The following is a 26,012-nucleotide window of genomic DNA, read 5'->3' on the forward strand; positions in this document are numbered from 1 at the left end:
TTAGCGCTCGCGACGGATTTCGCTTTCGTGCCAACGCCCGAGGACGAGGCGCGACAGCCAGCTCGTGATGAGGAAGATCACAATGCCGAGCAGCGAGACGAGGAAAAGTGCCGCAAACATGCGCGGAATTTCGTTGCGGAAGCTCGATTCCAGAATACGTGAGGCAAGACCTGTGCTTTGGCCTGCTGTACCGGCAACGAACTCAGCCACGACTGCACCGATCAGTGACAGGCCACCGGCGATTTTCAGCGCGGCCATGAAATAGGGCAATGCGCTCGGTGCCAGCAGATAGCGCAGGCGCTGCCATGGAGAAGCGCGGTAGAGCTTGAACAGGTCGCGCAGATTGTGGTCGGCGCTGCGCAATCCAATTACCGTGTTGGAGAGGATCGGGAAGAACGCCACGATCCATGCACAGATCAACAGGGCTGAAAATGTATCGCGCACATAGATCAGGATCAGTGGTGCAATAGCGATGACCGGCGTGACCTGAAGAATAACGGCGAAGGGAAAGAACGCCATTTCTATCGGGCGTGACAAGGCGAAGACCATGCCGAGCAGAACGCCGCCAATAATGGCACAGGCGAGCGAGATCAGGGTCAGCTTTACCGTAAACCACATGGACGCCATCAGGGACGGGCCATCTTTGAAAAGCGTTTCGGCAATGAGCGATGGCGCGGGGATCAGGTAGTGCGGCACCTGATAGTAGCGGACGAGACCTTCCCATATGCCAAGTGCGATGATGATTGCCAGTGTCGGCATGACGATACGCAAGGTGCGCTCACGCCGGGCGAGGCGGTCCTGTTCGGAATTGAGAACGGGCAGTTCGTTTTGCATCTGGTTCATTTGCATGTCCTCAGTGATCTATATCTTCAGAGGAAAGCGTCGCGGTCAGTGCATCGGAAACCTTGGCGCAATATTTCGCGTAAGCATCCGTCGTGCGGTAGTTTTCAGCACGGGGATATGAGCCGATGATCGGTATATCGGCAACGACGCGCCCCGGTCTTGCCGCCATGACGATGACACGGTTCGACAGATAGACCGACTCGTAAACACTGTGGGTGACGAAGATCACCGTCAGGCCATGTTCCTGCCAAAGACGCAGAACGTCATTGTTGAGCTTGAAGCGCGTCATCTCGTCGAGCGCTGCAAAAGGTTCATCCATCAAGAGAAGACGTGGACGTGTAACCAGCGCGCGAGCGATGGAGACGCGCATTTTCATCCCGCCAGACAGCTCCCGTGGAAATGCCTTGGCAAAGCGTGACAGGCCGACCTGTGCCAGAGCTTCTTCAACACGTGGGGTTGCTTCCTTGCGGGAAATTGCAGAAAGACGCAGCGGCAAATAGACATTGTCGAAAACGCTGGCCCACGGCATCAGCGTCGGTTCCTGAAAAACGAAACCGATATCCTGTGCGCCGACCGGACCCTTGCCAGGAGCATGGCCGTTGACGCGGATATCACCGGCAGAAATCGATTCCAGACCGGCGATCATGCGTAGCGCCGTACTCTTGCCGCAGCCCGAAGGGCCGAGAAAACTGACGAACTGGCCTTGTTCAATCTTGAGCGACATATCGCTCACAGCCATCACACCAGTGCCATATTGCTTGTAGACGCCGTCGATCGCGATCAGAGAGGACGGAACTTGCGAGTTGGGGGCCACGCTCATTGTCCTTATCAGGCGGGTTGCCAAGCGGGTTGATTGTCGAGCCAGGAAAGCGGCGCTCGTTCGATCTCCGCCAGCACTTCGACCAAGCGCTCGGCGGCAAAATCGATGGTCGCTCGACCTTTTTCGGCCGTCGCGAGCGTGGCGTCGCCAGCGGCGCCATAAGGATTGATATCCTGAATCTGCCAGGCAGGCTTTGCGCCGCCGCTCAGTGAAAGATGCTTGAAATCACGTGCAAAAGTTTCCGTAAGGGTACGGAAATCCTGTGCTTTCGACATGTCGACAAGATCGGGATGCATTTCCAGCATCACCGAGGTTTCCATGTCACCGGCGTGAATGCCGTGCTTGGCGTCGTGGTCGCTGTAGACGCCCTCCGGCATTCCAAGGCCGAACCAGTTGATACTCACCACCATCATATTGTGACGAATGCGAAGTTCGCGCGCCACGATATCCATGACGCTTATCTGGCCGCCATGGCTGTTGAGAAGCGCCATCTTGCGAACGCCGCTTGCTGCCACGCATGCGCCGATTTCGCACCACATGCGAATAATTGTCTCTGCCGAGAACGTCAGCGTGCCCGGATAAAGACTGTGCTCGTTGCTCTTGCCGATGGCCTGCGTCGGCAGGAAAAGCGCGTGGCTTGTTTGAGGCAGGCGGGCGATTGTTTCCTTCACCATGCCGTCGACAATGGCGGCATCGACCGCCAGCGGCAGGTGGGGTCCGTGCTGTTCAATTGCGCCGACGGGCAGAACCGCCACGAGCTTTTCACGCTCGAGGCGGGAGAATGCCTCGCTCGTATAATCGGACCAATATCGTTTCAAGATTGCAACTCCTACACGCTCGGGCCAAGGGCGTTAGAGCGCATCCCGAAAGTGTGAGACGGTTTTCGGAACAAGATGCGCGTCAAACCAGATTTGATGCATCCTACTAAACAATCTGACCGATCGGTCAAACTAAATGTTTTAAATATTCGAGTTGCGTGTAATTAAGGTGTGAATCCGTGGCTATTTGGCAACGCGGCGGGCCGCGACACGTTTATGATGTGCGGAAATTTCCGGAGGTCCTATGGACGACAGATGCATTATTATTGGGGCTGGTCATGCCGGCTCGCAGGCCGCTATCAGTCTTCGGCAGGAAGGCTATGCAGGCGAAATCGTTCTCATCAACGATGAAGCCGACATTCCCTATCATAAGCCGCCGCTCTCCAAATCTTATCTGAAAGCTCCAGAAGGCGGCGGTCTGGTGCTTCGCCCGGAAGCAACCTATCGCGATAACAATATCGAGATGCTGTTCGGCCATCACGTCGATGCCGTATCGATTGCCGACAAGACAGTTGCGCTTGATGACGGGCGCGTGCTGAACTGGTCTGAACTGATCTTCGCGACCGGCGCACGTGCGCGTATTCCCAATGTGCCGGGTGTCGGGCTTGACGGTGTCTTTACGCTACGCCGGATGGAAGATGCACGCCGCATCGCAGCGGCAATGCCGAATGTCGAAAATGTCGTCATTATCGGCGGCGGGTTCATCGGTCTCGAAATGGCCCACAGCGCAATCGCACTTGGCAAGAAGACGGTTTTGATAGAAGCCGCGCCTCGTGTGCTGGGCCGTTCTGTTGCAACGCATATCTCCGCCCATGTGGAAGCGCGCAGCCGTGCCGCTAATATCACACTTTTAACCGGCCTCGGCGTGACGGCCATCGAGGGTGAAGGTGGTCATGTGACCGGAGTAAAGGCCGCAGACAGGACGGTGTTCCCGGCGGATATGGTGGTGATCGGCACTGGTGCGGTGCCGAACGTGGAGCTTGCAGTCGCAGCGGGGCTTGCGATCGACAACGGGATTGTTGTGGACGAACATCTGCGTACGTCTGCCAGCCACGTCTACGCTATTGGCGATTGCGTGAGCTATGATCATTTTCACGCCGGTCGCCGGGTTCGGTTGGAATCCGTGCAGAACGCGACCGATCAGGCAAAGCATGTGGCGCGCACCATTGTCGGCCGCGAAGTACCGTTTCGGGAGGTCGCCTGGTTCTGGTCCGATCAGGGCGATATGAAGTTGCAGACGGCGGGCCTTTCCTTCGATGCGGACCGGCATATCCTTTCAGGAAATCCGGAAGAGAACGCATTCTCCATCTTCCACTTTGCCGGTGACAGGCTTTTGGCTGTCGATTCCATCAATCGCCCGGCGGATCATATGATCGCGCGTCGCCTTCTGGCGGCCGGGATCAATCCGACCGAGGCCGATATTGCTGCCGGGGCAGTACGGCTGAAAGAAATGTTGGCTGCCGCACCGAAACCTTGAGGATCCACGATGGTTATTCTGAAACATCTGCTACCCGCTGACATGGCAGCGCCGTTTGCCGCCTACAGTCATGGCGTCAAGGTAGAAGCCGGTGCTGAAATGATTTTCTGCTCCGGTCAGCTCGGTATCGCGTCCGATGCCAGCGTGCCGGAAGACGCAGGCGCTCAGGCCGAACTCTGCTTCGAGAATATTCGCCGTATCCTGCGCGATGGCGGCATGGAGCTTTCTGATGTCGTGCGCATCAACGCTTACGTCACTGACCGGGCATATATGCGTCCTTATATGGACGTCCGCGACAGGCTGTTCCCGCAGCCGGCGCCAGCCTCGACGCTGATGATCGTTTCCGGCTTCACGCGCGAGGAATTCAAGGTCGAGATCGAGCTGGTTGCGGCCAAATAATCTGTTATCGCCGCGCCGTCTAAGCATGCAACAATGCGTATCGCCATTGCCTGAAAGGAATGGTAGGGTTGTCCGACATCCTCCATTCTCTTCAGGCTCATTCATGTCAGAAATTCTGCCTTCGGCTTCATCGCCGGAAACTTCGCCACGTTCGTCTATACGACTGGCGGAGCTAGCGCTTGCCATCGGTGGCTTTGGTATCGGCACCGGTGAATTCGCCATTATGGCGCTGCTGCCCGATATCGCTCGCGACCTCAATGTGACTATACCGCAAGGCGGACACCTCATCAGTTCCTACGCGCTTGGTGTTTTGATTGGTGCTCCGGTGCTGGCTGTGATCGGTGCAAGGCTGGACCGTCGTAAGCTTCTCTTTCTGCTTATGGGTCTGTTCGCCTTTGGCAATCTCGCAAGCGCATTCATGCAGAACTATGCCGGTCTTTATATGATGCGGTTTGTCGCCGGTTTCCCGCATGGGGCTTACTTCGGTGTGGCTTCGCTTGTCGCTGCATCATTGGCGGAGCCGGGCAAACGTGCGCAGGCAGTGGGGCGGGTGATGATGGGACTGACCGTCGCCACATTGTGTGGGACGCCGCTTGCGACTTCTCTCGGTCAGATCGCCGGATGGCGGGCAATGTTTGGCGCGGTCGGCTTGATTGCAATTCTAACTATGGTGCTGGTCGCGATCTATGTGCCCAAACAGCCTGCGGGCGCGGGAGCGTCACCCTTGCGCGAACTGGGAGCATTTCGCCGCAAGCAGGTCTGGCTGACGCTCGGAATCGGTGCCATCGGCACGGGCGGCTTGTTTTCCGTCTTTACCTATGTTGCGGCGACCGTCACCGAGGTTTCGCATATTGATGTGAAATGGATGCCTTTCGTGTTCGCCATGTTCGGTTTGGGCATGGTGCTTGGCAATATAGTGGGGTCGCGACTGACGGATCGCTCGGTCATGGGAACGGTTGGCTTGGTGCTGCTCTATGATATGGCAGTCATGCTGGTATTCCCCATCCTCATGCAGCATCCGGTGACAGCATTTTTGAACGTGCTTCTGGTCGGAGGCGGATTTGCGCTCGTCCCTGCCTTGCAGACGCGCCTGATGGATGTGGCGGCGGACGCACAGACGCTGGCCGCAGCCCTCAACCATTCCGCACTTAATCTTGCCAACGCATTGGGAGCATGGCTCGGCGGGCTGGCGGTTGCATGGGGTTATGGCTGGACATCGACGGGTACAGTCGGTGCGTTGCTTGCATTGTCTGGCCTGGTGGTCTTCGCAATCTCGGTTGCGTTCGACAGGCGCGGTGCGGCGAGGCTCGCCTCGCAAGAAGTTTAAAACCCCACAAACGAAAATACCCGTCGCGGGAGGAGGCGACGGGCATTTTATGGGTAAGACCGGACTTGGGAGGAGGACATCCGGTCTTGAATCACCGAGGAAATGGGAGGAGGAGAAACCCCGGTGATATTCTGGAAACTGTAGGACCGCGCGGTTATGGGGACTCGCGATCCTTGGAGAAGGCCAATGCCTTCCGAAGGCGCTATTAGCGAGCAGCGGCCTTGCGTGCAACGAACGGAATTTCCGAAGCAAGAATGCCAAGGTCGTTCAGTTCGCGTGGGCTCAGGCGGCTCAGTTCGTTTACCGTGTTACGGTAGCGGCGCCAGTTGTTGTACGAGCGGATCAGGTTCATTTCTCTCACCTAGTAAAATCTTATCTCTTTGTTGCAAACAGCATATAGGCTTGAAGCATTACGAATTGGAGAGACAGATTTGCATAGCTGCAATGCGTTAAAGCTTGTCAATTGCACGCCTTTTACGCAACTCGGCCATCATGCCATCACAATCATCTGTCCAAGTGGGGAAATCGCCAGAATTCAGGCTGCTTCGGCGGCTAAGTGGTTAAAACTTCTTTAAAAATTTGCGTGCCGAGAAGATCTCTACAAAATGTGGAGAACAGAGAAACTCGTGAAGTTGTCGGGCAGGGTGGTCATGCGGCCTCGTCGGTGACGTAATATGCATGTATTATAGAGTATAAATCTGAACCTCCCGTCAGCTTTAGATTTTGTCGCAAAAGTCCGGGATATAGTCGGTTAGAGACAACAATTCCACATGACTTGCGCGCCGGATTGGGTTAAGGGAGTTTCGTCGGGTGCCGGGACATCATGCTGAATGATGTTCTTGCACTGTCTGTCTGCGGGAGAGCGCCAACTGGCCGCCGAAGGGGAAATAGCCCGAAATCTCTCAGGTACAAGGAACCGCAGACGGGTAAGACAACTCTGGAAAGTCGGGGGAAACCCTGCGCCGAAGGTGTAAGTGTAGCTTTCAGCTATGCGAGTCTCTCAGGCCTGAGACAGAGGGGCACGAAGCAACCGCATTTTGCGGAGGCACACGTGCGACTCTGGAGTTGTTATGGGCGATACCGCACACTTGAATACCCTGCCATTGCAGGATCTGCATGAAGAAGCTGGCGCGCGCTTCGGTGGCTTTGCCGGCTGGAACATGCCGATCACCTATCCGCTGGGCGTGATGAAGGAACATCTTCACACGCGCGAGCATGTTGGCCTCTTCGATATTTCACATATGAAGCTGATCGACGTTTCGGGCGCAGATGCAATCGCACTGCTGAGCGAAACCTGTCCGCTTGATCCGTCGGTTCTGAAAACCGGTCAGTCGAAATACACATTCTTTCTCAATGACAAGGGCGGTGTTCTTGACGATCTTATCGTCACGCGTCTTGGCGAAGACCGTTTCATGGTTGTCGCCAATGCTGGCAATGCCGATGCCGATATCGAGCATCTCAATGAAGCAGCATCTGGCAAGGATGTAACGGTCAATCCACTGGATCGCGTTTTTCTGGCTATTCAGGGTCCGGAAGCCGAAAGCGTCATTAATGATGCAGGTTTGGCTGGCGCAGAACTGAGCTTTATGAGCGGCTTTGAGCCCAAAGCTGGTTGGTTCATGACCCGTTCGGGCTATACCGGCGAAGACGGTTTTGAAATCGGCCTGCCTGCTGATGAAGCGCGCGCACTTGCAACCAAGCTTCTGGCCGACGAACGCGTCAAATGGATCGGCCTTGCTGCCCGCGATAGTCTGCGCCTTGAAGCCGGTCTCTGCCTGCACGGTCAGGACATAACGCCGGAAACCGATCCTGTTTCGGCGGGTCTCACGTGGGCGATCACCAAACCCGTGCGCGAAAAGGCCGCGTTCAACGGCGCAAAGGCCGTTCTGGACGCAATTGCAAAGGGCGCCGCAGCCAAGCGCGTTGGCCTCAAAGCGGAAGGCCGCCAGCCAGTACGCGGTGGAGCTGACCTTTTTGATGAGTCCGGTCGCCAGATTGGCACCGTTACTTCCGGTGGTTTTGGTCCATCGGCAGGTTTTCCTGTTGCCATGGGTTATGTCGAGGCAAGCCTCGCAGTCCCAGGCACCCGCATTTTCGCTGACGTTCGCGGCAACAAGGTTCCCGTAGACGTGTCGGCACTTCCCTTCACACCGCATCGCTATCGCAAAGGATGATATCCATGGCCAATATCCTGTTCACCGAAGATCATGAGTGGATCAGCGTCGAAGGTGGCGTTGCCACTGTCGGCATTACGATCCACGCACAGGAACAGCTCGGCGACCTCGTATTCGTAGATTTGCCGGAAGTCGGTCGCACCGTTTCCAAGGGCGAAGGCATTGTGGTTGTGGAGTCGGTCAAGGCCGCTTCCGATGTTTACGCTCCAGTCGATGGGGAAGTGGTTGAAGTTAACGAAGCCGTTTCGGGCGATCCGGCTCTCATCAATCAGGCTGCTGAAGGCGAAGGCTGGCTGTTCAAGCTGAAGCTTTCCGATGAAGGCCAGCTTTCGGGACTTCTCGACAAGGCTGGTTACGACAAACTCGTAGGATAAAGAAATGACGCAACAGGTTCTTCCCTTTGTTGCCCGTCATATCGGGCCAAGAGTTGAAGACGAGCGCGCAATGCTTGCAGCGCTCGGTCTTCCTTCCATGGAAACACTGATCACACAGGCTGTTCCGGCGTCCATCCGCCTCAACCGTGCGCTCGATCTGCCAGCAGCTTTGAGCGAACATGCAGCACTTGCCGAGCTCAATGAAATCATGGGCCGCAATGTGGTGAAGAAGAGCTTCATCGGTGCGGGCTATCATGGTGTGCAGACGCCACCCGTCATCCAGCGCAACCTGTTTGAAAATCCGGCCTGGTACACGGCTTACACGCCTTACCAGTCGGAAATCAGCCAGGGTCGTCTGGAGCTTCTGTTCCACTTCCAGACGCTCGTTGCCGAGCTTTCCGGTCTGCCGGTCGCTTGCGCGTCGCTGCTGGATGAAGCAACGGCTGTTGCTGAAGCTGTGGGCGTTGCCGTCCGTCATCATCGCGACAAGCGCAGCCGTGTTCTGCTTGCAGGTGAGCTGCATCCGCAGAGTGTTGACGTGATCAACACCCGCGCGGAGCCGCTTGGCTGGCAGGTTGAAGCCGGAAGCACGGTTGACGACAATACCGCAGCCATCATCGTTCCATGGCCGGATACACGCGGCGTTTATGGCGACTTCACCGCTGTCATCGCCGATGCCAAGGCCAAGGGCGCGCTGGTTATCGCTGTTGCCGACCCGCTGGCGCTGACCATTATGGAGGCTCCTGCAAAGTGGGGTGCGGACATGGCTGTCGGCTCCATGCAGCGCTATGGTGTTCCAATGGGCTTTGGCGGCCCGCATGCTGCCTATCTGGCAGTATCCGAGCCACTGACGCGTATCATTCCGGGTCGTATCGTTGGCCAGTCGGTCGATGCGCATGGCCGTGCGGCCTACCGTCTGGCGCTCCAGACGCGTGAGCAGCATATCCGCCGCGACAAGGCGACGTCCAACATCTGCACCGCACAGGCATTGCTTGCCAATATGGCTGCATCCTTTGCTATTTGGCATGGTCCTGCTGGTTTGCAGGCTATTGCAACGCGTGTTGCTGGTCTTGCGGCGCGTTTTGCGACAGGCCTCAAGGCTGCAGGCGTCGAAGTAGCTGGCGACAGTCTGTTCGACACAGTTAGCATCAAGGTTTCCGGCAAGGCGCAAGCCTTTGCGGACGAAGCCGACAAGGGCGGTCGTCTGCTCCGCATCATCGATGCGGATACAGTTGGCGTTACCTTCGATGAAACCTCCACCGAAGACGATCTTGCCGCGCTCGCGGTGCTATTCGGTGCCAAGCCGGTTGACGACGACAAGGTTCTGGTTCCGGGCAACGGACGCGGTGAAGGCTTCCTGACCCAGGATGTGTTCCATTCGCATCGGTCGGAAACCGAGATGATGCGCTTTCTGCGTCGTCTAGCCGACAAGGATCTGGCGCTTGACCGTGCAATGATCCCGCTTGGCTCCTGCACGATGAAGCTCAATGCGGCAGCAGAAATGATGCCGGTGAGCTGGAATACGGTTGCAAACCTGCATCCGTTCGCACCTGCGGCCCAGACCGAAGGCTATGCCAAGATGACCTCGGATGTCGAAGCATGGCTTTGCGAAGTCACCGGCTTTGCAGGTGTATCGTTGCAGCCAAATGCTGGTAGTCAGGGCGAATATGCGGGTCTTCTCGCAATCCGCCATTATCACCAGTCACGCGGTGAAGGCCATCGCAACATCTGCCTTATTCCATCGTCCGCTCATGGCACCAATCCTGCCAGCGCATCGATGGCTGGTATGAGCGTTGTGGTCGTCAATTGCCGTCCGGACGGCGATATCGACGTTGATGATCTGAAAGCCAAGGCTGAAAAGCACCGCGATAATCTTGCGGCGTTCATGATCACCTATCCATCGACCTATGGCGTGTTTGAAGAAGGCATCAAGGCATTCTGCGAAATCGTCCATGACAATGGCGGTCAGGTCTATTTCGACGGTGCGAACCTCAATGCGCTCGTTGGTCTTGCTCGTCCTTGCGATATTGGCGCGGACGTCTGCCACATGAACCTGCACAAGACCTTCTGCATTCCGCATGGCGGCGGCGGTCCGGGTGTTGGTCCGATTGGTGTGGCCAAGCATCTGGTGCCTTACCTGCCGGGTCATGTTGATCTCGGTTCCAAGCACGCTGTTTCAGCGGCACCGTTTGGCAGTGCATCCATTCTGGTCATTACGTGGATGTATATCCGCATGATGGGCGGCGCGGGTCTCAAGAAGGCAACCGAGGCTGCAATCCTCAACGCCAACTACATCGCGCATCGTCTGAAGGACGCATATCCGATCCTTTATACCGGCGCACATGATCGTGTGGCGCATGAGTGCATCGTGGATACGCGTGTTCTCAAGGATAGCGCAGGCATCACCGTGGAAGATGTGGCCAAGCGCCTGATCGATTACGGTTTCCATGCACCGACCATGTCGTGGCCGGTTGCCGGAACGCTGATGATCGAGCCAACCGAGTCTGAGCCAAAGTCGGAAATTGATCGTCTTTGCGATGCAATGATTGCCATTGCAGGCGAAGCAAAGAAGGTTGCCGATGGTGTCTGGCCTGCGGATGACAATCCGCTTGCCAATGCTCCGCACACGGCTGGCGATACGCTGGCAACGGAATGGACGCATCCTTACACGCGTGAGGAAGCGGTGTTCCCGGCGAGCTCGCTTGATGGCGACTTTGATGCGACAGCAAAATACTGGCCGCCGGTCAGCCGCGTCGACAATGTCGGCGGCGACAGAAATCTCATCTGTTCTTGCCCGCCTGTGGCAGCATACGGGTGAGATGAACTGTACATTTGTTAATGACAAGCGCCGCGGTAACGCGGCGTTTTTTTTGCTGACGCTTACCGGGTTTAGCATATTAACTGGAATTCAGTTAATAGGATGGCAGGTGATTATAATGAAGATAAAGTATTCCGATTAATCTTTTTAAAACAAAGAGTTGTAGCGTTTTTACGGTCCCGGCGAAACGAACAGAAATCAGGATTTTAGGTAAAAAAAGAGCCGGACTGAAAAGTCCGGCTAAGTTATGAAGGTGCCACTTGGGCAAACCTCCAGAGGGGAACACTTACCGCGCGCAATGGGAGGAGGCACAGCGGTAAGTGACTGTGATATGGATCAGCTCGCTCCAATCTTCAACCCCTAAAGTGCAAAAATTTTTGACCATTTCGGAAAATTTTGAAATTTCGACCGGTTCAGCACAAAGAGCGCGCATAGGCTGCAAATGATACGTTTCATTTCGGTACGGGAATTGCGACAAAATCCCGAATTATTTCCGAGAGATAAGATGCAAAATTGAGTTATGTGGATTGAGTGTTTGCGACCGTGACTAAAGAGTTGTGACCTAAACGCATGAAATCATTAGAACAATTCTAAAACATTCCAATGAATGTCAAGCTCATTTGGCTTGCAGCGCTGGCTGTGCGGATATAAAAGATGACCAAATGACGAAGGCTTCATGCCGGGCTTGAAGAGAAGCGACCGAATGACAGGCCGATTTCTCTGTCTTTTGGATAGTTGGAATGCTCGTACCTTTTCTAATCATGTTTCGCGAAGGCGTGGAAGCAGCGCTGATCGTCGGCATTATAGCCAGTTATCTTCATCAGACCGGCCGTAGCGCGTGGATGCCTGTGGTGTGGATCGGCATCTTGCTGGCACTAGCTATGTCACTCGCCGTTGGCGCCATCCTGCAGCTTCTCAGCGCAGAGTTTCCGCAGAAAGCACAGGAACTGTTCGAAGCCATTATTGGTCTGATCGCTGTGTTTGTATTGACCTCGATGGTTTTCTGGATGCGCAAGGCTGCACGTTCCATCAAGGCGGAACTGCATCACTCCATCGATGCGGCGTTTCAAACACCAACGCATAAGGGCTTCGGCCTCATTCTGATGGTCTTCTTTGCCGTGGCGCGTGAGGGGCTAGAATCGGTTTTCTTTCTGCTGGCCGCTTTCCAGCAGAGCGAGGGCGCTGCTGCACCGCTTGGTGCGCTTCTTGGCGTATTGCTCGCTGCCGTCGTTGGCTATGGCATCTATAAAGGTGGTCTGAGGCTGAACCTTCGTCGCTTTTTCCGCTGGACCGGCGTTTTCATTCTGATCATTGCGGCGGGCATTCTCGCCAATTCAGTCATGGCACTGCACGAAGCCGGTGTCTGGAATCATTTCCAGACGGTCGTGTTCGATGCGAGCGATATTCTTCCGCTCGACAGCACGCTTGGTTCAGTTCTGGCTGGCATTTTCGGTTACATCGCAACACCGACTGTCAGTGAAGTGATCGCTTATGTCGCCTTTCTCGCTCCGGCGCTCATTCTGTTCCTGATGCCAGCAAGAGCATCGGCAACGGCAAACCAGATTAAAACAAGCGCACAGTAAAAGAGATTTTCATGACGAACCCGAAATCTGCAGAACCCATGTCGCGCAATCTGGTCCGCATAGGACTGGCCCTTGCTGTACTAATGCTGCTCGCGGCTGGCGCCGCGTTCTATTATGCATCTCGTATATCGGATAAAGCACGCCACGCCGAAGCCGGCGACAGAATACAGGTTGCGATCAACGGTAAGAGTTGTGACCCGAACGAACTGACAGTTCCGGCAGGGCGCTCGGTATTCGAAATCATCAACCAGTCCGACCGTACGGTGGAGTGGGAAATCCTTGATGGCGTGATGGTTCTCGAGGAGCGTGAAAATATTGCACCGGGATTCAAGCAGACACTCACCGCCAAGCTGACACCCGGCGAGTACCAGATCACCTGCGGGCTTCTGTCCAATCCGCGCGGGAAGTTGATCGTGACTGCGACCGCTGCCAGTGAAGCAGAAAAGGGTAAGCTCCCGCTCACGGCTTTCATCGGTGCACTGGCCGAATATCAGATTTATCTCACCACTGAAGTAACCGAATTCCAGGAGGCGGTTGCGGAGCTCTCCGCTGCAATAGCGAGCGGTAATCTTGAAGCTGCGCAGGCCGCGTATGGTCCGGCGCGTGGAGCTTATGCACGCATTGCTCCGGTTTCGGAAGCATTCTCCGATCTCGACACCGCTATCAACGCCCGTGCCGACTATTTTGAAAAGCGTGAGCAGGATCCGGCTTTCGGTGGCCTGCACCGCATTGAGTACGGTCTTTTCGAGCAGAAATCCGTCGATGGACTTACGACTGTTGCCGGTAAGCTTGAGCAGGATGCCGCCGCATTGAAAGAGCGCATTCGGGGACTTCGTATCTCACCGGATCGCATGTTGGCAGGCACGGCTTCCGCTTTGAACCGCTTTGCTTCGACTGCGTCGGATGCGGGCGAAGATCGCTATGCCCATACCGATCTGCAAGCTTTGTCTGGGCTTCTCGAAGGCTCCGGCAAGACAGCCAGCGTCCTGCGTCCGATCGTTGAAAAGGTCGATCCGAAGGCATTTGAAGACATCGACAAGGATGCTGTTTCGATCAAGGCGCTGCTCGATGCAGATGCCGAAGGCAATGGCTACAAGACATTCGATGCTCTCTCTTCTGACGAAAAGGCAAAAATAAAGGATGGCGCATCTGCGCTCGCCGCACAGTTTACGAAACTCCGTGATCAGCTTGGGGTAGAATGATGACCAAAAAATTTTTCAAAACAGATAAGATAATCACTGAAGAGCCTGCTTCTGCCAGTCGGCGCGCATTGCTGCTGGGGGCCGGAGCAACCGGTGTTGCGGGAGCCGTTGCCGGTGTGCTTGCGCCGCAGGCGGCCCATGCGCTTTCTTCTGAAAGTGTAACCAATGCGCCGGAAAGCGATAAGATACACGAGAAGCAGCCATTTTACGGGAAGCATCAGCCGGGCATCGTTACGCCCCGCCCCGCTGCCGGTCTTATCGCCTCATTCGATGTGCTGGCGCGCGATCGCGCCGAACTGGAACGTATGTTCAAGATGCTCACTGAGCGGGCCGAATTTTTGATGAAGGGCGGGGAGCCACCGGAGTTAGACGCGAAGTTTCCGCCGTCCGATTCCGGCATTCTTGGACCTGTGGTCACGCCGGATAATCTCACGGTTACGGTCGCGCTTGGCGCATCACTGTTCGATGATCGTTTCGGCCTGAAGCCGTTGAAGCCAAAACTTCTACAACGCATGACCGGTTTCCCCAATGATGCCTTGCAGAAGGATATCTGCCATGGGGATCTGGTTCTGCAGTTCTGTTCGAATACGCCAGACACGAACATCCATGCTCTGCGCGACATCATGAAGAACATGCCCGATCTTCTGATGGTGCGGTGGAAGCAGGAGGGGACGGTTCCTGTACAGCCGCCGCACTCGCCCAAGGCGAAGGAAAGCGCCCGGAATTTCCTCGGCTTCCGTGATGGATCCGCCAATCCGGATTCCTCTGATGAGGCACTGATGAACCGCATTTTGTGGGTGCAGAAGCAAAACGAAGAACCGGATTGGGCAACCAATGGCAGCTATATGGCTGTTCGCATCATTCGTAATTTCGTCGAACGCTGGGACCGCACGCCGCTGCAGGAGCAGGAAGCCATTTTCGGACGCCTCAAGAACAGCGGGGCACCATTCGACGGTAAGACCGAAGCCGATGTTCCCAATTACACGAAGGATGTCGATGGCAAGGTGACGCCTTTGGACTCGCATATTCGCTTGGCAAATCCGCGTGACGCCAGTGCTGAACAGCACCTTATTTTGCGTCGGCCATTCAATTATTCCAACGGTGTCAGCAAGTCAGGCCAGCTTGATATGGGCCTGCTCTTCATCGCCTATCAGGCCGATCTGGAGAAGGGTTTCATCACTGTCCAGAACCGGCTCAATGGGGAACCGCTGGAAGAATATCTGAAACCCATCGGAGGCGGGTATTTCTTCGCGCTGCCGGGTGTTCAGGATCACAAGGACTACTACGCGCGTGCGCTTTTAGAGGCCAGCGGTCCGCAGAATGCCCGCGGGTGAGGATCGCATCTCAAGTTTGGATTTAACGCGCATTCCCGCAATGCGCCCTATATGGAGAGGCAAAATATGAAGTATCGTCTGCCATTGTTGGCATCGGCATGTGCCGTTGCACTCACGCTGAGCTTTGGCGCAGCCAAGGCTGAAGTTTCACCGCTGGACCTTGTCCAGCCGATTGCGGATTACAAGGTCTATGTGCAGGAAAACCTCGATATCCTGGTAAAGGATACGAAGGCTTTTACCGATGCAGTCAAGGCAGGCGATCTGGAGAAAGCGAAGGAGCTATATCCTTCTTCACGCGTTTCCTACGAAAAGATCGAACCGATTGCCGAACTTTTCGCCGATCTTGATGCTTCAATCGACAGTCGTGCCGATGATCACGAAAATGGCGAAAAATCGGAAGATTTCACTGGATTTCACCGTATCGAATATGGCTTGTTCGCACAGAATTCGACCGAAGGACTCGCCCCGGTTGCAGACAGGCTTTACGCCGATGTACTGGAACTTCAGAAGCGCGTGAAAGACCTCACCGTTCCGCCGGAAAAGGTGGTCGGTGGTGCTGCTGCCTTGCTTGAAGAAGTGGCGGCAACCAAGATTTCTGGTGAGGAAGATCGCTACAGCCACACCGATCTTTGGGATTTCAAGGCCAATGTTGACGGCGCCCAGAAAATTGTCGAGCTTTTCAAGCCGCTGTTGGAAAAAGAGAATCCGGACCTCGTGAAGAAGGTGGAAGCCAATTTCAAGACGGTCGACGACATTCTTGCCAAGTACAAGAAGGGTGACGGTTATGAATCCTATGACAAGCTGTCGGATGATGATCGCAAAGCGCTTGCCGGTCCGGTGACTACGTTGGCTGAGGATCTTTCCACGCTGCGCGGTACGCTTGGTTTGAACTAAAGAAATGAAAATGGCGGGGTGACCCGCCATTTTCATGCGCTCATGCGCAGTTTGATTTCGGCATTGAGGAGAATGCGCTGTGTTTCCGGAAGCTCCAGCCGGCCATCCACCGTCTCACCCAACGTTCTGAACAAAAGCTCAATCGCCAGCCGTCCGATTTCATTGTAATCCTGTGCCACGGTAGTAAGCGGCGGACACGTATATTCCGATAGCGGATTGTTATCGTGACCGGCAACACGGACGTCGCAATCCTTGAGCCTGCCGATTTTCAGACCAGCCTGCCAGAGTGCGCTGGTTACGCCAAAGGCGATACGGTCGTTGGAACACAGCACCGTGCTTGTTGGGAGACGGCCCTTTTCGCGCAAAATGCGCGCGGTTTGCTCGAATGCATATTGTTCGAAATCCCAGCTTCGGCTTCGTTCGAGATCAATGATACGCGGTTCATAACCGAGCTTCTCCATTGCCTGTTGATAGGCATCCTGCCGCTTGATCGCGTTGTTATTGACCATCGGCATCGAAAAATAGCAGGGCTCGCTGCCTGAACGGCATAGATAATCGACAATCAGATGAAAGGATTTGAGATTATCCGTGCCGACAAAAGGCGAAGTGCTGTCAAGGGGAGAGTCGACATAGACAATAGGAACGTCGTCGGCGAGACGTGCCAGCGTCGAATGTTGCGACTCTTCGCCAAGCGGCGCAATGATTGCGCCCGCGACATTAAGCGAACGCAGAGTTTCAATTGCCTGCTTTTCCAACTCAGGTTTGCCATCGGATGACAGCACGATCGCAAGGTAGCCACGTTGCTCTGCAAGCGATTGCAGGCGCTTCGTCATCGCCATGTAGAAATGATCGAGCTGATTGGGAATTATTATACCCAGGATTGTTGTGCGACGCCGATTGAGATTCACCGCGAAAAGATTTGGACGAAAGCCGGATTGCTTGATCGCCGCTTCGATCAGTTCCCGGGTCTTGGGACGGACAGAAGAAGGATCGCTAAAATATTTTGAGACCGTCGGGCGGGAGAGCCCTACGAATGTCGAGAAATCTTCCATGGTGCGTATCGTCTTGCGCACGTCTTTAAGTCCTGTTTGTCAGTCGCCGCGAACTTGTTCCACGTGGCAATGCTGTTTCTTGCGAAGCCGCCATATAAACTGAAATGTGCCGATTTCTCAGGACAATGTCTGGCTCCTGTTGCCGCTTCCTCAACGATTTCAGGATGTTCCTCCAGCTCTGATCGCCTTTGTTCTCCTTCAGGCGAAATGCAGCCAAACTGTCAAAGGCCGGGTCAAACGTCAAGCAGGCAAATGTGTTTGCAGAGAATGATGCGGTGAATACCTATATGTGCTAAAACATTAGTTCGTGAATTTGGCAGGTGGAAATATCCGTGATTTCAGCCTTGAGAACTGTTCACAAAACGGTCGTTTCTCCTCGCAACGCATAATCGAAAACCGTGCTTGACAAGCTACGGATAGCCGCGTCATAAATTTTACATATGTAAGAATTTTGCTATGCATTCGTAAAGGAGGAGACGAAATGCGGACCAAAACTTATGTGACAGGGCTTATTGCGTCTGCCGCTGGCGTCGCGATGCTGGCCGGTTCGGCGTGGGCGGAGGAACTCACGATCGCAACGGTCAACAATGCCGATATGATCATCATGCAGAAGCTTTCGCCGGAATGGGAAAAGGCCACTGGCAACAAGCTCAACTGGGTGGTGCTCGAAGAAAACGTGCTGCGCCAGCGTGTTACCACTGACATCGCAACCAAGAGCGGCCAGTTCGACATCATGACCATCGGCGGTTACGAAACGCCAATATGGGGCAAGGCCGGGTGGCTCCTTGCGGTCGATGATCTTGGCGACGATTACGATTATGACGATCTCATCAAACCGGTTCGCGCTGGTCTGACCGTCGATGGCAAGCTTTATGCGGTGCCATTCTACGCGGAAAGCTCGTTTACCCTTTATCGCAAGGATCTGTTCGAAGCTGCTGGCCTGAAAATGCCGGATGCGCCGACCTATGCCGAGATCAAGGAATTTGCGACCAAGCTTACCGATAAATCGAAAGAACAGTACGGTCTCTGTCTGCGCGGCAAGCCGGGCTGGGGCGAAAACATGGCCTATCTTTCGACGCTGGTGAACACGTTCGGCGGTAGCTGGTTCGATGAGAGCTGGAAGCCGCAGATGAGCTCCGATACCTGGAAAAAGGCCATCAATTTCTACGTCGATCTGATGAAGGAAGCAGGCCCTCCCGGAATCACCTCGAATGGCTTCAATGAAAATCAGGCGCTGTTCTCCACCGGCCATTGCGCCATGTGGATCGATGCCACCTCGGCTGCGGGCCGCATCTACGATCCGAAGCAGAGCCAGGTTGCCGACAAGGTCGCCTTCACCAAGGCTCCCGTCGAAGTGACGCCGAATGGCTCTTCATGGGCATGGTCGTGGAACCTCGCCATCCCGGCATCGACTAAGAAGGCGGAAGCCGCAAAGTCGTTCCTGAAATGGGCGACCTCGAAGGACTATGTCGAACTGGTCGGCAAGTCGGAAGGCTGGGTTGCCGTTCCGCCAGGTACGCGTCAGTCGACCTACGCGAACGAAGAGTACAAGAAGGCCGCACCTTTCGCCGAGACGGTTCTCAAGGCGATTGAATCGGCCGACCCAACCAAGCCGACCAAGGACCCGGTCCCCTATACCGGTATCCAGTTCGTGGCGATCCCTGAATTCCAGGCGATTGGTACGATTGTCGGTCAGGCGATCTCTTCGGCTGTTGCCGGTCAGCAAAGCGTCGATGCGGCGCTCGATGGCGCACAGAAACAAGCCGAGCAGATTATGACGCAGGCCGGTTACATCAAGTAATCCGGTTACCATCAGCCTGCCGCGCTCTTGAGAGGGCGCGGCAGGCTCGAATTTCGCGCGATCCGCTGAACCCTTTTCGGGCGTGGCGGATGTCGAAGCGGGAAGGGGAGGAACGTCAGACATGCCAGCAAACCCAGCCTTGGCCACAGGCGCTAAATCGCGCTTTGCCGCAAAGTCGCGCCGCAGCGTCCGCACCGGACCCTTGCTTGCACCGGCTGTCATCCTGCTTTTGCTATGGATGATCGTCCCGCTGGCGATGACGATCTGGTTCTCGTTTCAGTATTACAATCTCATCAATCCGTTCGTGACCGGCTTTGCGGGTTTCTCTAACTACAAGTTCTTGCTGTCCGATCCTGGCCTTTGGTCGGCAATCGTCAAGACTCTTGTTCTATTGGGTTCTGTTCTTACGATTTCCGTCGTTTTTGGCGTTCTGTTCGCCGTGATTTTCGATCAGGATTTCTGGGGCAAGAACATCGCGCGGCTTCTCGTCATCGCGCCGTTCTTCGTCATGCCGACGGTATCGGCGCTGATCTGGAAGAACCTTCTGATGCACCCGGTCAACGGGTTGTTCGCCTTTATCTCGCGCAGTCTCGGCCTGCCTGTTATAGACTGGTTTGCGCAATTCCCCATGGGGTCGATCATCATGATCGTGTCCTGGCAGTGGGTGCCCTTCGCAACGCTGATCCTGATGACCGCGATGCAGTCGCTCGACCGCGAGCAGATGGAAGCGGCGCGCCTTGACGGCGCCAAAGGCCCGGTAATGTTCTATTATATCGTGCTGCCGCATCTGCTGCGCCCGATCTCAGTCGTCATCATGATCGAAACGATCTTTCTTCTGTCGGTCTTCGCGGAAATTCTCGTCACCACCTCCGGTGGGCCGGGTATCGCCACGACGACGCTGACCTATTTCATCTATCTGAAGGCGCTCCTTCAGTGGGATATCGGGGGTGCTTCGGCCGCCGGTGTCATCGCCATCATCCTCGCCAATATCGTTGCCGCGTTCCTGATCCGAACCGTGGCGCGCAATCTGGACAATTAGGGGAGACGAAACGATGGTTGCAAAACGCAGGCTCAACAAAGCTGCACTCTCCGCCGGTATTATTGGCTGGATTGTAGCGCTTCTCATGTTTTTCCCTATCCTCTGGATGCTGCTTGCGGCATTCAAGACTGAGATCGATGCGGTGGCCCCGCCAAAGCTGTTCTTTGAGCCAACGCTGGAAAATTTTGTGGCGGTCAATCAGCGGGCCGACTATTTCCGCTACGCAATGAACAGCGTAATCGAAAGCCTTGGCGCAACGATCCTCTCTTTGCTGATCGCTGTTCCGGCAGCTTATGCGGCGGCTTTCTTTCCGGGAAAGCGTACCAAGGATTTGCTGTTGTGGATGCTCTCCACCAAGATGCTACCTGCGGTGGGCGTTCTGGTGCCGATCTATCTTCTGGCGCGCGACACCGGGCTTCTCGATACGCGCACCGGGCTGATCATCATCTTCACCCTTTCCAACCTGCCTATCGTTGTCTGGATGCTCTATTCCTTCTTCAAGGAAGTGCCGCATGAAATTCTTGAAGCCAGCCGCATGGACGGGGCGAAGGTCGGCCAGCAGATACGCTATCTGCTCCTGCCACTGAGCCTGCCCGGCATTGCATCGACGGCGCTTCTTTCCATCATCCTGTGCTGGAATGAAGCCTTCTGGAGCCTCAATCTCACGGCCTCGCAGGCCGGACCACTCACAGCATTCATCGCGTCCTTCTCGTCACCGGAGGGGCTTTTCTGGGCAAAACTCTCGGCAGCGTCCACGCTCGCCATCGCGCCAATCCTCGTTTTCGGTTGGGTTACGCAGCGCCAGTTGGTGCGCGGTCTCACCTTCGGCGCCGTGAAATAAAGGGAACCCCATGGCCACGCTTTCTTTTCATAACGCCACCAAGTCCTTCGGCAATATCGATGTCATCAAGGGTGTGAACCTCAACATCGAAGACCGCGAATTCGTGGTCTTCGTCGGGCCGTCCGGTTCGGGTAAATCTACGCTTCTGCGGATGATCGCGGGGCTGGAAGAAATCACCAGCGGTGATCTGCTGATTGATGGGCAGCAATGCAACGATACGCCGCCGGATGAACGCGGACTTGCCATGGTGTTCCAGACCTATGCGCTCTATCCGCATATGAATGTGCGCGACAATATGGGTTTCGCGCTCAAGCTTGCAGGGATCTCCAAAGCCGAGCGCGACCGCAAGGTGGAAGATGTCGCCAAGACATTGCAGCTCGACAAATTGCTGGATCGTAAACCGAAACAGCTTTCGGGCGGTCAGCGCCAGCGTGTCGCCATCGGGCGTGCCATGGTTCGGGAACCGAAGATCTTCCTGTTCGACGAACCACTGTCCAATCTCGATGCGGCGCTGCGCGTGCAAATGCGTATCGAGCTGGCGCGTCTGCATGACCGGCTCAATGCGACGATGATTTATGTCACGCATGATCAGGTTGAAGCCATGACGCTGGCCGACAAGATTGTCGTGCTGCGCGATGGCAAGCTGGAACAGGTCGGGTCGCCGCTTGAGCTTTATCACCACCCGGTCAATCGTTTCGTGGCGGGCTTCATCGGATCGCCGACCATGAACTTCATCGAGGTCAAGGCGAGTGCGGTCGATAGCGACGGCGCGACGGTACAGCTTGCCGATGGACGTTCGGTCAAGGTGCCGGTCGCAGCAGTTGGCGTCAGCGCTGGTGCGCCCCTTGTGCTCGGGGTACGCCCGGAACATCTGCATCCGGCAGATGACGGCATCCTTGAAGGCGAGATCATGGTGGTCGAGCGCCTTGGCGGCGAGACCTATCTCTATGTGCAAAACGATGCCGCTTCCGGTCTGATTGTTGCGGAAGCTGGCGGCAACAGCACGGCGCGCGCGCATGAGGCGGCCAAGCTCGGTTTCGATGCCGCCGACGCTCATCTCTTCACGCCAGATGGCTTGGCGCTGCAACGGCGTGACCGCCATCCGATGATCCTGTCTGAAAAGAAGACGCTTCTTTAAGGAAGCATTTCCAGCAAAAATGCGAAGCGGTTTTGCGTAGGATAATGCGTAAAAACAAACGGTTATACTAAAAGCATTACATCACTGGAGAAAGTCCATGAGACTGAAAGACAAGGTTGCCCTCATCACCGGCGCTGCGCGTGGCATCGGGCTTGGCTTTGCGGCGGCCTATGCGCAAGAGGGTGCAAAGGTCATCATCGCCGATATCAATATCGAGCGGGCGGAAGAAGCGGCGCGTGGTATCGGTCCGTCGGTCAAGGCAGTGAAGCTGGACGTGACGGATCTGGGCGCAATCGACGAGGTGGTGGCTGCCATCGATGCCGAATATGGCGGCATCGATATTCTGGTCAATAATGCCGCGATCTTCGATATGGCGCCGATCAATGAGCTGACCGAAGAGAGCTATGAACGCGTGCTCGGCATCAATCTCAAGGGCCCGCTTTTCATGATGAAGGCGGTGTCGACTGTGATGATCAAGCGCGGGCGCGGCGGCAAGATCATCAATATGGCGAGCCAGGCAGGTCGTCGCGGCGAGGCTCTGGTAACACTCTATTGTGCATCCAAGGCGGCGATCATTTCCGCCACGCAGTCGGCGGCTCTCGCTCTGGTCAAGCATGGCATCAACGTGAACGCGATTGCGCCGGGTGTGGTCGATGGCGAACATTGGGACGTCGTGGATGCGAATTTCGCCAAATGGGAAGGCTTGAAGCCGGGCGAGAAAAAAGCAGCCGTTGCAAAGTCGGTGCCGATCGGTCGCTTCGCGACACCGGAGGATATTACCGGCATGGCCGTGTTCCTTGCTTCTTCAGACAGCGACTACATCCTCGCCCAGACCTTCGGCGTCGACGGCGGCAACTGGATGGCTTGAGCGAGGCCGGGACATACAATGAAAGCAATCTATTTTACCGGTCATGGCGAAGCAGGTCTGGCCGATCTGCCGGAACCGGCATTGCAGCCCGGGCACGCCCTGATCGACGTCAAGGCGTCGGGTCTTTGTCACACCGATATTGATGTACTGCATGGCCGCTATGGGTCCAGCGCTTTTCCGCTGGTGCCGGGGCATGAATATGCGGGCACTGTCGTGGCGGTGGCCGAAGACGTGACCAATGTGAAGGTGGGGGACCGCGTTGCTGTCGACCCGAATATTCCATGTGGTCATTGCCGCGCCTGCCTCAAGGGGCTGACCAATCTCTGCTCCGATCTGAAAGCCTATGGTGTCACTCACAATGGCGGCTTCGCGGGCATGAGCCTCGTCAATGCCAGCCACCTCCATTCCATTGGCGATCTGCCTTATGATGTTGCAGCCCTTGCCGAACCGTTGGCCTGTGTGCTGAACGGGCTTGGCGCGGCAGAGTTGAAAACAACCGGCCCGCACGGCACTGAAAACGCGCTGGTGTTCGGGGCAGGCCCCATCGGGCTGTTGCTGGCCCTGTCGCTGAAGGCGCAGGGTGTGCCGCAGGTCGCCGTCGCTGATATCAACGAACACCGTCTGGCCTTCGTTGAAAGCCTTGGGCTTGAGCCGGTCCTGTCCGGCTCGCAAGCGCTGGACAAGCGCCAGCGCAGTTTCGATTTTGTCGCCGACGCCACCGGCATAGCCAAAGTGGCGGAAAGCATGGTCGGTTTCACCGCCGATGGCGGAACCGTTCTGGTGTTCGGCGTCTGCGCACCCGACGCACGGATTTCGGTGGCACCCTTCGAGATTTTCCGCCGCCAGATCAGGATTGCCGGTTCGCATTCGCTGAACCGTAATATTCCGCAGGCATTGGATATATTGAAACAGGACTTTTACGGCGCAAATGGCGGCTCAATGGCGCGGCTCGTTTCCCACCGGCTACCGCTGGAGGAAATGCTGCCGTTCTTCACCAAGCATGGTGGCGACCCTGCTACCATGAAAGTCCAGTTCGTACCCGCTTGAATAAAGGATACTGTCATGACCAAGCTATCGCGCGCAACGCTTCAAAGCTTCGATAAAGTGCATAAGCCCGGCTACGATCCTGCCGGGCTGAAGCCGGGTATCGTGCATTTCGGCGTCGGCAATTTTCATCGCGCGCATCAGGCTGTCTATCTGGACGATCTGTTCGCGACCGGCGAGGGGCATGACTGGGCGCTGGTGGGTGCGGGCGTACGCGCGAGCGACGATGCCATGCGCGATACGCTCAAGGCGCAGGACTGGCTGACGACGGTTGTCGAACAGGAAGCCGATCATGCGGGCGCGCGCATCACCGCATCAATGATCGACTATGTCACCATTTCGACCGAGGAAGGGCGCAAGGCCCTGATGGCCTATCTGACTTCAGTGGATACGCGTATCGTTGCGATGACCATTACCGAGGGCGGCTACTATATCGATCCGGCCAGCCAGACTTTCGATCCCGCGCATCCAGATATTGTGGCGGATGCCACGCATCCTGACCATCCGAAGACCGTGTTCGGCCTGATCGTGCAGGCGCTGAAGCTGCGCAAGGCGGCAGGCGTCCAGCCTTTCACTGTCATGTCCTGTGATAATATTCCGGGCAACGGTCATGTGACGGAAGACGCCGTGACGGGGCTGGCCAAGCTGAGCGACCCGACCTTTGCCGACTGGATTTCCGCCAATGTCGCTTTCCCGAATTCCATGGTGGATCGCATCACGCCAGCCACCGGCGCGCGTGAACGCGAAATTGCTGCGAAGGAATTCGGCGTCGATGACGGTTGGCCGGTCTTTTGCGAAGTTTTCAAGCAGTGGGTGATGGAGGATAATTTCCCGACCGGGCGCCCGGCTCTGGAAAAAGTGGGCGTTACCTTCACCGATCAGGTTGCCGCTTATGAGTTGATGAAAATCCGCATCCTGAATGGCGGCCATGCGGCCATCGCCTATCCGGGCGGCTTGCTCGACATTCATTTCGTGCATGAGGCTATGGAGCATCCGCTGATCCGACGTTATCTGGAAAAGCTGACCAAGGATGAGATCATCCCGGAAATACCGCCCGTGCCGGATACAGATTTGGAAGCCTATCGCGTTCTGATCGACAAGCGTTTCGCCAATCCAAGCATCGGCGACACCATCCGCCGCCTTTGTCTGGATGGCTCCAACCGCCAGCCGAAATTCATTCTGCCCACTGCCTCCGACCGCGTGACGAAGGGCCATTTCGTAACCGGACTGGCACTCGTCTCGGCTTTCTGGTGTCGCTATTGTTATGGTACGATGGACAGCGGTGCTGTCATCGAGCCGAATGATCCGTCATGGGATCGCCTGATCAAGCAGGCAGCGCTCGCCAAAGCCGACCCGGCTGCATGGCTTGCGATGGAGGATATCTTTGGCTCACTCGCTTCGAATCCAGTCTATGTAGCGGCTTTCTCATCCGCGCTTCTGCGCATCTGGCAGGACGGGACCGTCAAGACACTTGAGCGTTATCTGGCTGGCGAACCGTTATAAACGGAGATTGGAGCGCATCTCGAAAAGTGTGAAACGGTTTTCGGACAAGATGCGCGTCAAAATAAACAGTTGAGACGCGCCGATCTGATCCAATCAGATCGAAACGCGCTCTAAAGCGCGCCCGGATAAACCCTGACCGGGCGATTGTCCTTGACCGACTCCATCACCACAAAGGTGGATGTGCTTGCCACATTGGGCAGGCTCGAAATTTTTTCGCCCAGCACCTCGCGGTAACGCCGGATGTTGGGCGTTCGCACTTTCAGAAGATAGTCGAAAGAGCTTGCGATCATATGGCATTCTTCGACTTCGCGTATCTTGCGCACTGCTGTGTTGAACGCTTCAAGTGCGGCTTCGCGTGTGTCGGATAGTTTGACCGTCGTAAAGGCGATATGATCGAGACCAAGTTTCTCGGGGTCTATGGCTGCGCGAAAGCCGACAATATAACCTTCATCGACCAGCCTTTTCAGTCTTGCCTGACAGGGAGTCTTGGAAAGGCCGACTTTTTTCGAGAGTTCGGTGACCGGAATGCGTCCGTCTTCGCTCAATACTTCCAGAATACGACGATCGAACTGATCCAAATCGTCTACAGAATCTATTTTACGCATCCTTTTAGCCTTCTATAGATCGCATAATAAGATCGATGTTCCCTCATATGGAGTAAAT

At 55.7% G+C, this 26,012-nt stretch carries 23 protein-coding genes and 1 riboswitch; of the genes, 17 read left to right on the top strand and 6 right to left on the bottom strand.

What is annotated here, in order from left to right:
* From FIB18_RS00925 to FIB18_RS00935, 3 genes are read right to left on the bottom strand one after another with little or no spacing between them, the layout of a single operon-like run.
* On the bottom strand, nt 1-843 hold the full coding sequence (locus tag FIB18_RS00925) for an ABC transporter permease (protein WP_174977372.1): 843 nt from the start codon (nt 841-843) through the stop codon (nt 1-3).
* Between the two features lie 10 nt (nt 844-853).
* Nucleotides 854-1,663 (bottom strand): ABC transporter ATP-binding protein, encoded by an 810-nt coding sequence (locus FIB18_RS00930; RefSeq protein ID WP_140018963.1) that lies wholly within the window; start codon nt 1,661-1,663, stop codon nt 854-856.
* An 8-nt stretch (nt 1,664-1,671) separates the two neighbouring features.
* Nucleotides 1,672-2,481 carry a creatininase family protein gene (locus tag FIB18_RS00935; protein ID WP_140018964.1) on the bottom strand — a complete coding sequence of 270 codons (810 nt, stop codon included), beginning with the start codon at nt 2,479-2,481 and terminating at the stop codon, nt 1,672-1,674.
* A 244-nt stretch (nt 2,482-2,725) separates the two neighbouring features.
* Here FIB18_RS00935 and FIB18_RS00940 point away from each other — a divergent pair, with 244 nt between their 5' ends.
* From FIB18_RS00940 to FIB18_RS00950, 3 genes are all read left to right on the top strand, one after another.
* The gene (locus tag FIB18_RS00940) at nt 2,726-3,958 is read left to right on the top strand and encodes an NAD(P)/FAD-dependent oxidoreductase (RefSeq protein WP_140018965.1); all 1,233 of its coding nucleotides are present in this window, start codon (nt 2,726-2,728) and stop codon (nt 3,956-3,958) included.
* Nucleotides 3,959-3,967: 9 nt separating this feature from the next.
* Nucleotides 3,968-4,357 (top strand): RidA family protein, encoded by a 390-nt coding sequence (locus FIB18_RS00945; RefSeq protein ID WP_140018966.1) that lies wholly within the window; start codon nt 3,968-3,970, stop codon nt 4,355-4,357.
* A gap of 103 nt (nt 4,358-4,460) precedes the next feature.
* Nucleotides 4,461-5,684 (top strand): MFS transporter, encoded by a 1,224-nt coding sequence (locus FIB18_RS00950; protein WP_140018967.1) that lies wholly within the window; start codon nt 4,461-4,463, stop codon nt 5,682-5,684.
* Nucleotides 5,685-5,889: 205 nt separating this feature from the next.
* On the opposite strand, the gene FIB18_RS00955 is transcribed toward FIB18_RS00950, so the two are convergent.
* Nucleotides 5,890-6,036 carry a DUF1127 domain-containing protein gene (locus tag FIB18_RS00955; protein ID WP_007879540.1) on the bottom strand — a complete coding sequence of 49 codons (147 nt, stop codon included), beginning with the start codon at nt 6,034-6,036 and terminating at the stop codon, nt 5,890-5,892.
* A gap of 493 nt (nt 6,037-6,529) precedes the next feature.
* Nucleotides 6,530-6,613: riboswitch (glycine riboswitch) on the top strand.
* Between the two features lie 141 nt (nt 6,614-6,754).
* Here FIB18_RS00955 and gcvT point away from each other — a divergent pair.
* From gcvT to efeO (FIB18_RS00990), 7 genes are all read left to right on the top strand, one after another.
* Nucleotides 6,755-7,858 carry a glycine cleavage system aminomethyltransferase GcvT gene (gene gcvT / locus FIB18_RS00960; RefSeq protein WP_140018968.1) on the top strand — a complete coding sequence of 368 codons (1,104 nt, stop codon included), beginning with the start codon at nt 6,755-6,757 and terminating at the stop codon, nt 7,856-7,858.
* Nucleotides 7,859-7,863: 5 nt separating this feature from the next.
* The gene (gene gcvH, locus FIB18_RS00965; RefSeq protein WP_140018969.1) at nt 7,864-8,232 is read left to right on the top strand and encodes a glycine cleavage system protein GcvH; all 369 of its coding nucleotides are present in this window, start codon (nt 7,864-7,866) and stop codon (nt 8,230-8,232) included.
* 4 nt (nt 8,233-8,236) lie between these two features.
* Nucleotides 8,237-11,050, top strand: coding sequence for an aminomethyl-transferring glycine dehydrogenase (gcvP, locus tag FIB18_RS00970; RefSeq protein ID WP_140018970.1), 2,814 nt, complete (start codon nt 8,237-8,239; stop codon nt 11,048-11,050).
* Between the two features lie 740 nt (nt 11,051-11,790).
* Nucleotides 11,791-12,633: an iron uptake transporter permease EfeU gene (efeU, locus tag FIB18_RS00975; protein WP_140018971.1), complete on the top strand. Its 843-nt coding sequence runs from the start codon at nt 11,791-11,793 to the stop codon at nt 12,631-12,633.
* A gap of 11 nt (nt 12,634-12,644) precedes the next feature.
* On the top strand, nt 12,645-13,835 hold the full coding sequence (gene efeO / locus FIB18_RS00980) for an iron uptake system protein EfeO (protein WP_140018972.1): 1,191 nt from the start codon (nt 12,645-12,647) through the stop codon (nt 13,833-13,835).
* Nucleotides 13,835-15,169, top strand: coding sequence for an iron uptake transporter deferrochelatase/peroxidase subunit (gene efeB / locus FIB18_RS00985; protein ID WP_140018973.1), 1,335 nt, complete (start codon nt 13,835-13,837; stop codon nt 15,167-15,169). The genes efeO (FIB18_RS00980) and efeB overlap by 1 nt, the downstream gene beginning before the upstream one ends.
* 66 nt (nt 15,170-15,235) lie before the next feature.
* Entirely contained in the window at nt 15,236-16,063 is an 828-nt protein-coding gene (efeO, locus tag FIB18_RS00990) for an iron uptake system protein EfeO (protein ID WP_140018974.1), read from the top strand.
* Between the two features lie 32 nt (nt 16,064-16,095).
* On the opposite strand, the gene FIB18_RS00995 is transcribed toward efeO (FIB18_RS00990), so the two are convergent.
* The gene (locus FIB18_RS00995) at nt 16,096-17,115 is read right to left on the bottom strand and encodes a LacI family DNA-binding transcriptional regulator (protein WP_140019379.1); all 1,020 of its coding nucleotides are present in this window, start codon (nt 17,113-17,115) and stop codon (nt 16,096-16,098) included.
* A 481-nt stretch (nt 17,116-17,596) separates the two neighbouring features.
* Between FIB18_RS00995 and FIB18_RS01000 the strand changes: the two genes are divergently transcribed.
* From FIB18_RS01000 to FIB18_RS01030, 7 genes are all read left to right on the top strand, one after another.
* Nucleotides 17,597-18,916 carry an ABC transporter substrate-binding protein gene (locus FIB18_RS01000; RefSeq protein WP_168436739.1) on the top strand — a complete coding sequence of 440 codons (1,320 nt, stop codon included), beginning with the start codon at nt 17,597-17,599 and terminating at the stop codon, nt 18,914-18,916.
* Between the two features lie 121 nt (nt 18,917-19,037).
* A complete protein-coding gene (locus FIB18_RS01005; RefSeq protein WP_140018975.1) occupies nt 19,038-19,955 on the top strand; it encodes a carbohydrate ABC transporter permease in 918 nt (305 codons plus the stop codon).
* Nucleotides 19,956-19,968: 13 nt separating this feature from the next.
* Complete coding sequence (locus tag FIB18_RS01010) at nt 19,969-20,796, top strand: carbohydrate ABC transporter permease (protein WP_140018976.1); 828 nt, start codon at nt 19,969-19,971, stop codon at nt 20,794-20,796.
* A gap of 10 nt (nt 20,797-20,806) precedes the next feature.
* Entirely contained in the window at nt 20,807-21,934 is a 1,128-nt protein-coding gene (locus FIB18_RS01015; RefSeq protein WP_140018977.1) for an ABC transporter ATP-binding protein, read from the top strand.
* A 97-nt stretch (nt 21,935-22,031) separates the two neighbouring features.
* Nucleotides 22,032-22,802, top strand: coding sequence for an L-iditol 2-dehydrogenase (locus tag FIB18_RS01020; RefSeq protein WP_140018978.1), 771 nt, complete (start codon nt 22,032-22,034; stop codon nt 22,800-22,802).
* 18 nt (nt 22,803-22,820) lie between these two features.
* Complete coding sequence (locus FIB18_RS01025; protein WP_140018979.1) at nt 22,821-23,849, top strand: zinc-dependent alcohol dehydrogenase family protein; 1,029 nt, start codon at nt 22,821-22,823, stop codon at nt 23,847-23,849.
* A gap of 15 nt (nt 23,850-23,864) precedes the next feature.
* Complete coding sequence (locus tag FIB18_RS01030; protein WP_140018980.1) at nt 23,865-25,349, top strand: mannitol dehydrogenase family protein; 1,485 nt, start codon at nt 23,865-23,867, stop codon at nt 25,347-25,349.
* 110 nt (nt 25,350-25,459) lie between these two features.
* On the opposite strand, the gene FIB18_RS01035 is transcribed toward FIB18_RS01030, so the two are convergent.
* Complete coding sequence (locus FIB18_RS01035; RefSeq protein WP_010659033.1) at nt 25,460-25,954, bottom strand: Lrp/AsnC family transcriptional regulator; 495 nt, start codon at nt 25,952-25,954, stop codon at nt 25,460-25,462.
* Nucleotides 25,955-26,012 lie beyond the last annotated feature (58 nt).

The organism is Brucella pecoris (assembly GCF_006376675.1).
GTDB classification, from domain to species: Bacteria; Pseudomonadota; Alphaproteobacteria; order Rhizobiales; family Rhizobiaceae; genus Brucella; species Brucella pecoris.

Coding starts and splice junctions, on each gene's coding strand:
- gcvP (WP_140018970.1), top strand. CDS start 8,237: ATGACGCAACAGGTTCTTCCCTTTGTTGCCCGTCATATCGGGCCAAGA.
- FIB18_RS00945 (WP_140018966.1), top strand. CDS start 3,968: ATGGTTATTCTGAAACATCTGCTACCCGCTGACATGGCAGCGCCGTTT.
- FIB18_RS00940 (WP_140018965.1), top strand. CDS start 2,726: ATGGACGACAGATGCATTATTATTGGGGCTGGTCATGCCGGCTCGCAG.
- FIB18_RS01020 (WP_140018978.1), top strand. CDS start 22,032: ATGAGACTGAAAGACAAGGTTGCCCTCATCACCGGCGCTGCGCGTGGC.
- FIB18_RS01010 (WP_140018976.1), top strand. CDS start 19,969: ATGGTTGCAAAACGCAGGCTCAACAAAGCTGCACTCTCCGCCGGTATT.
- gcvT (WP_140018968.1), top strand. CDS start 6,755: ATGGGCGATACCGCACACTTGAATACCCTGCCATTGCAGGATCTGCAT.
- FIB18_RS01025 (WP_140018979.1), top strand. CDS start 22,821: ATGAAAGCAATCTATTTTACCGGTCATGGCGAAGCAGGTCTGGCCGAT.
- efeO (WP_140018974.1), top strand. CDS start 15,236: ATGAAGTATCGTCTGCCATTGTTGGCATCGGCATGTGCCGTTGCACTC.
- FIB18_RS00925 (WP_174977372.1), bottom strand. CDS start 843: ATGAACCAGATGCAAAACGAACTGCCCGTTCTCAATTCCGAACAGGAC.
- efeO (WP_140018972.1), top strand. CDS start 12,645: ATGACGAACCCGAAATCTGCAGAACCCATGTCGCGCAATCTGGTCCGC.
- FIB18_RS01035 (WP_010659033.1), bottom strand. CDS start 25,954: ATGCGTAAAATAGATTCTGTAGACGATTTGGATCAGTTCGATCGTCGT.
- FIB18_RS00930 (WP_140018963.1), bottom strand. CDS start 1,663: ATGAGCGTGGCCCCCAACTCGCAAGTTCCGTCCTCTCTGATCGCGATC.
- efeB (WP_140018973.1), top strand. CDS start 13,835: ATGACCAAAAAATTTTTCAAAACAGATAAGATAATCACTGAAGAGCCT.
- FIB18_RS00995 (WP_140019379.1), bottom strand. CDS start 17,115: ATGGAAGATTTCTCGACATTCGTAGGGCTCTCCCGCCCGACGGTCTCA.
- FIB18_RS01000 (WP_168436739.1), top strand. CDS start 17,597: ATGCGGACCAAAACTTATGTGACAGGGCTTATTGCGTCTGCCGCTGGC.
- FIB18_RS00950 (WP_140018967.1), top strand. CDS start 4,461: ATGTCAGAAATTCTGCCTTCGGCTTCATCGCCGGAAACTTCGCCACGT.
- FIB18_RS01015 (WP_140018977.1), top strand. CDS start 20,807: ATGGCCACGCTTTCTTTTCATAACGCCACCAAGTCCTTCGGCAATATC.
- gcvH (WP_140018969.1), top strand. CDS start 7,864: ATGGCCAATATCCTGTTCACCGAAGATCATGAGTGGATCAGCGTCGAA.
- FIB18_RS00955 (WP_007879540.1), bottom strand. CDS start 6,036: ATGAACCTGATCCGCTCGTACAACAACTGGCGCCGCTACCGTAACACG.
- FIB18_RS01030 (WP_140018980.1), top strand. CDS start 23,865: ATGACCAAGCTATCGCGCGCAACGCTTCAAAGCTTCGATAAAGTGCAT.
- efeU (WP_140018971.1), top strand. CDS start 11,791: ATGCTCGTACCTTTTCTAATCATGTTTCGCGAAGGCGTGGAAGCAGCG.
- FIB18_RS01005 (WP_140018975.1), top strand. CDS start 19,038: ATGCCAGCAAACCCAGCCTTGGCCACAGGCGCTAAATCGCGCTTTGCC.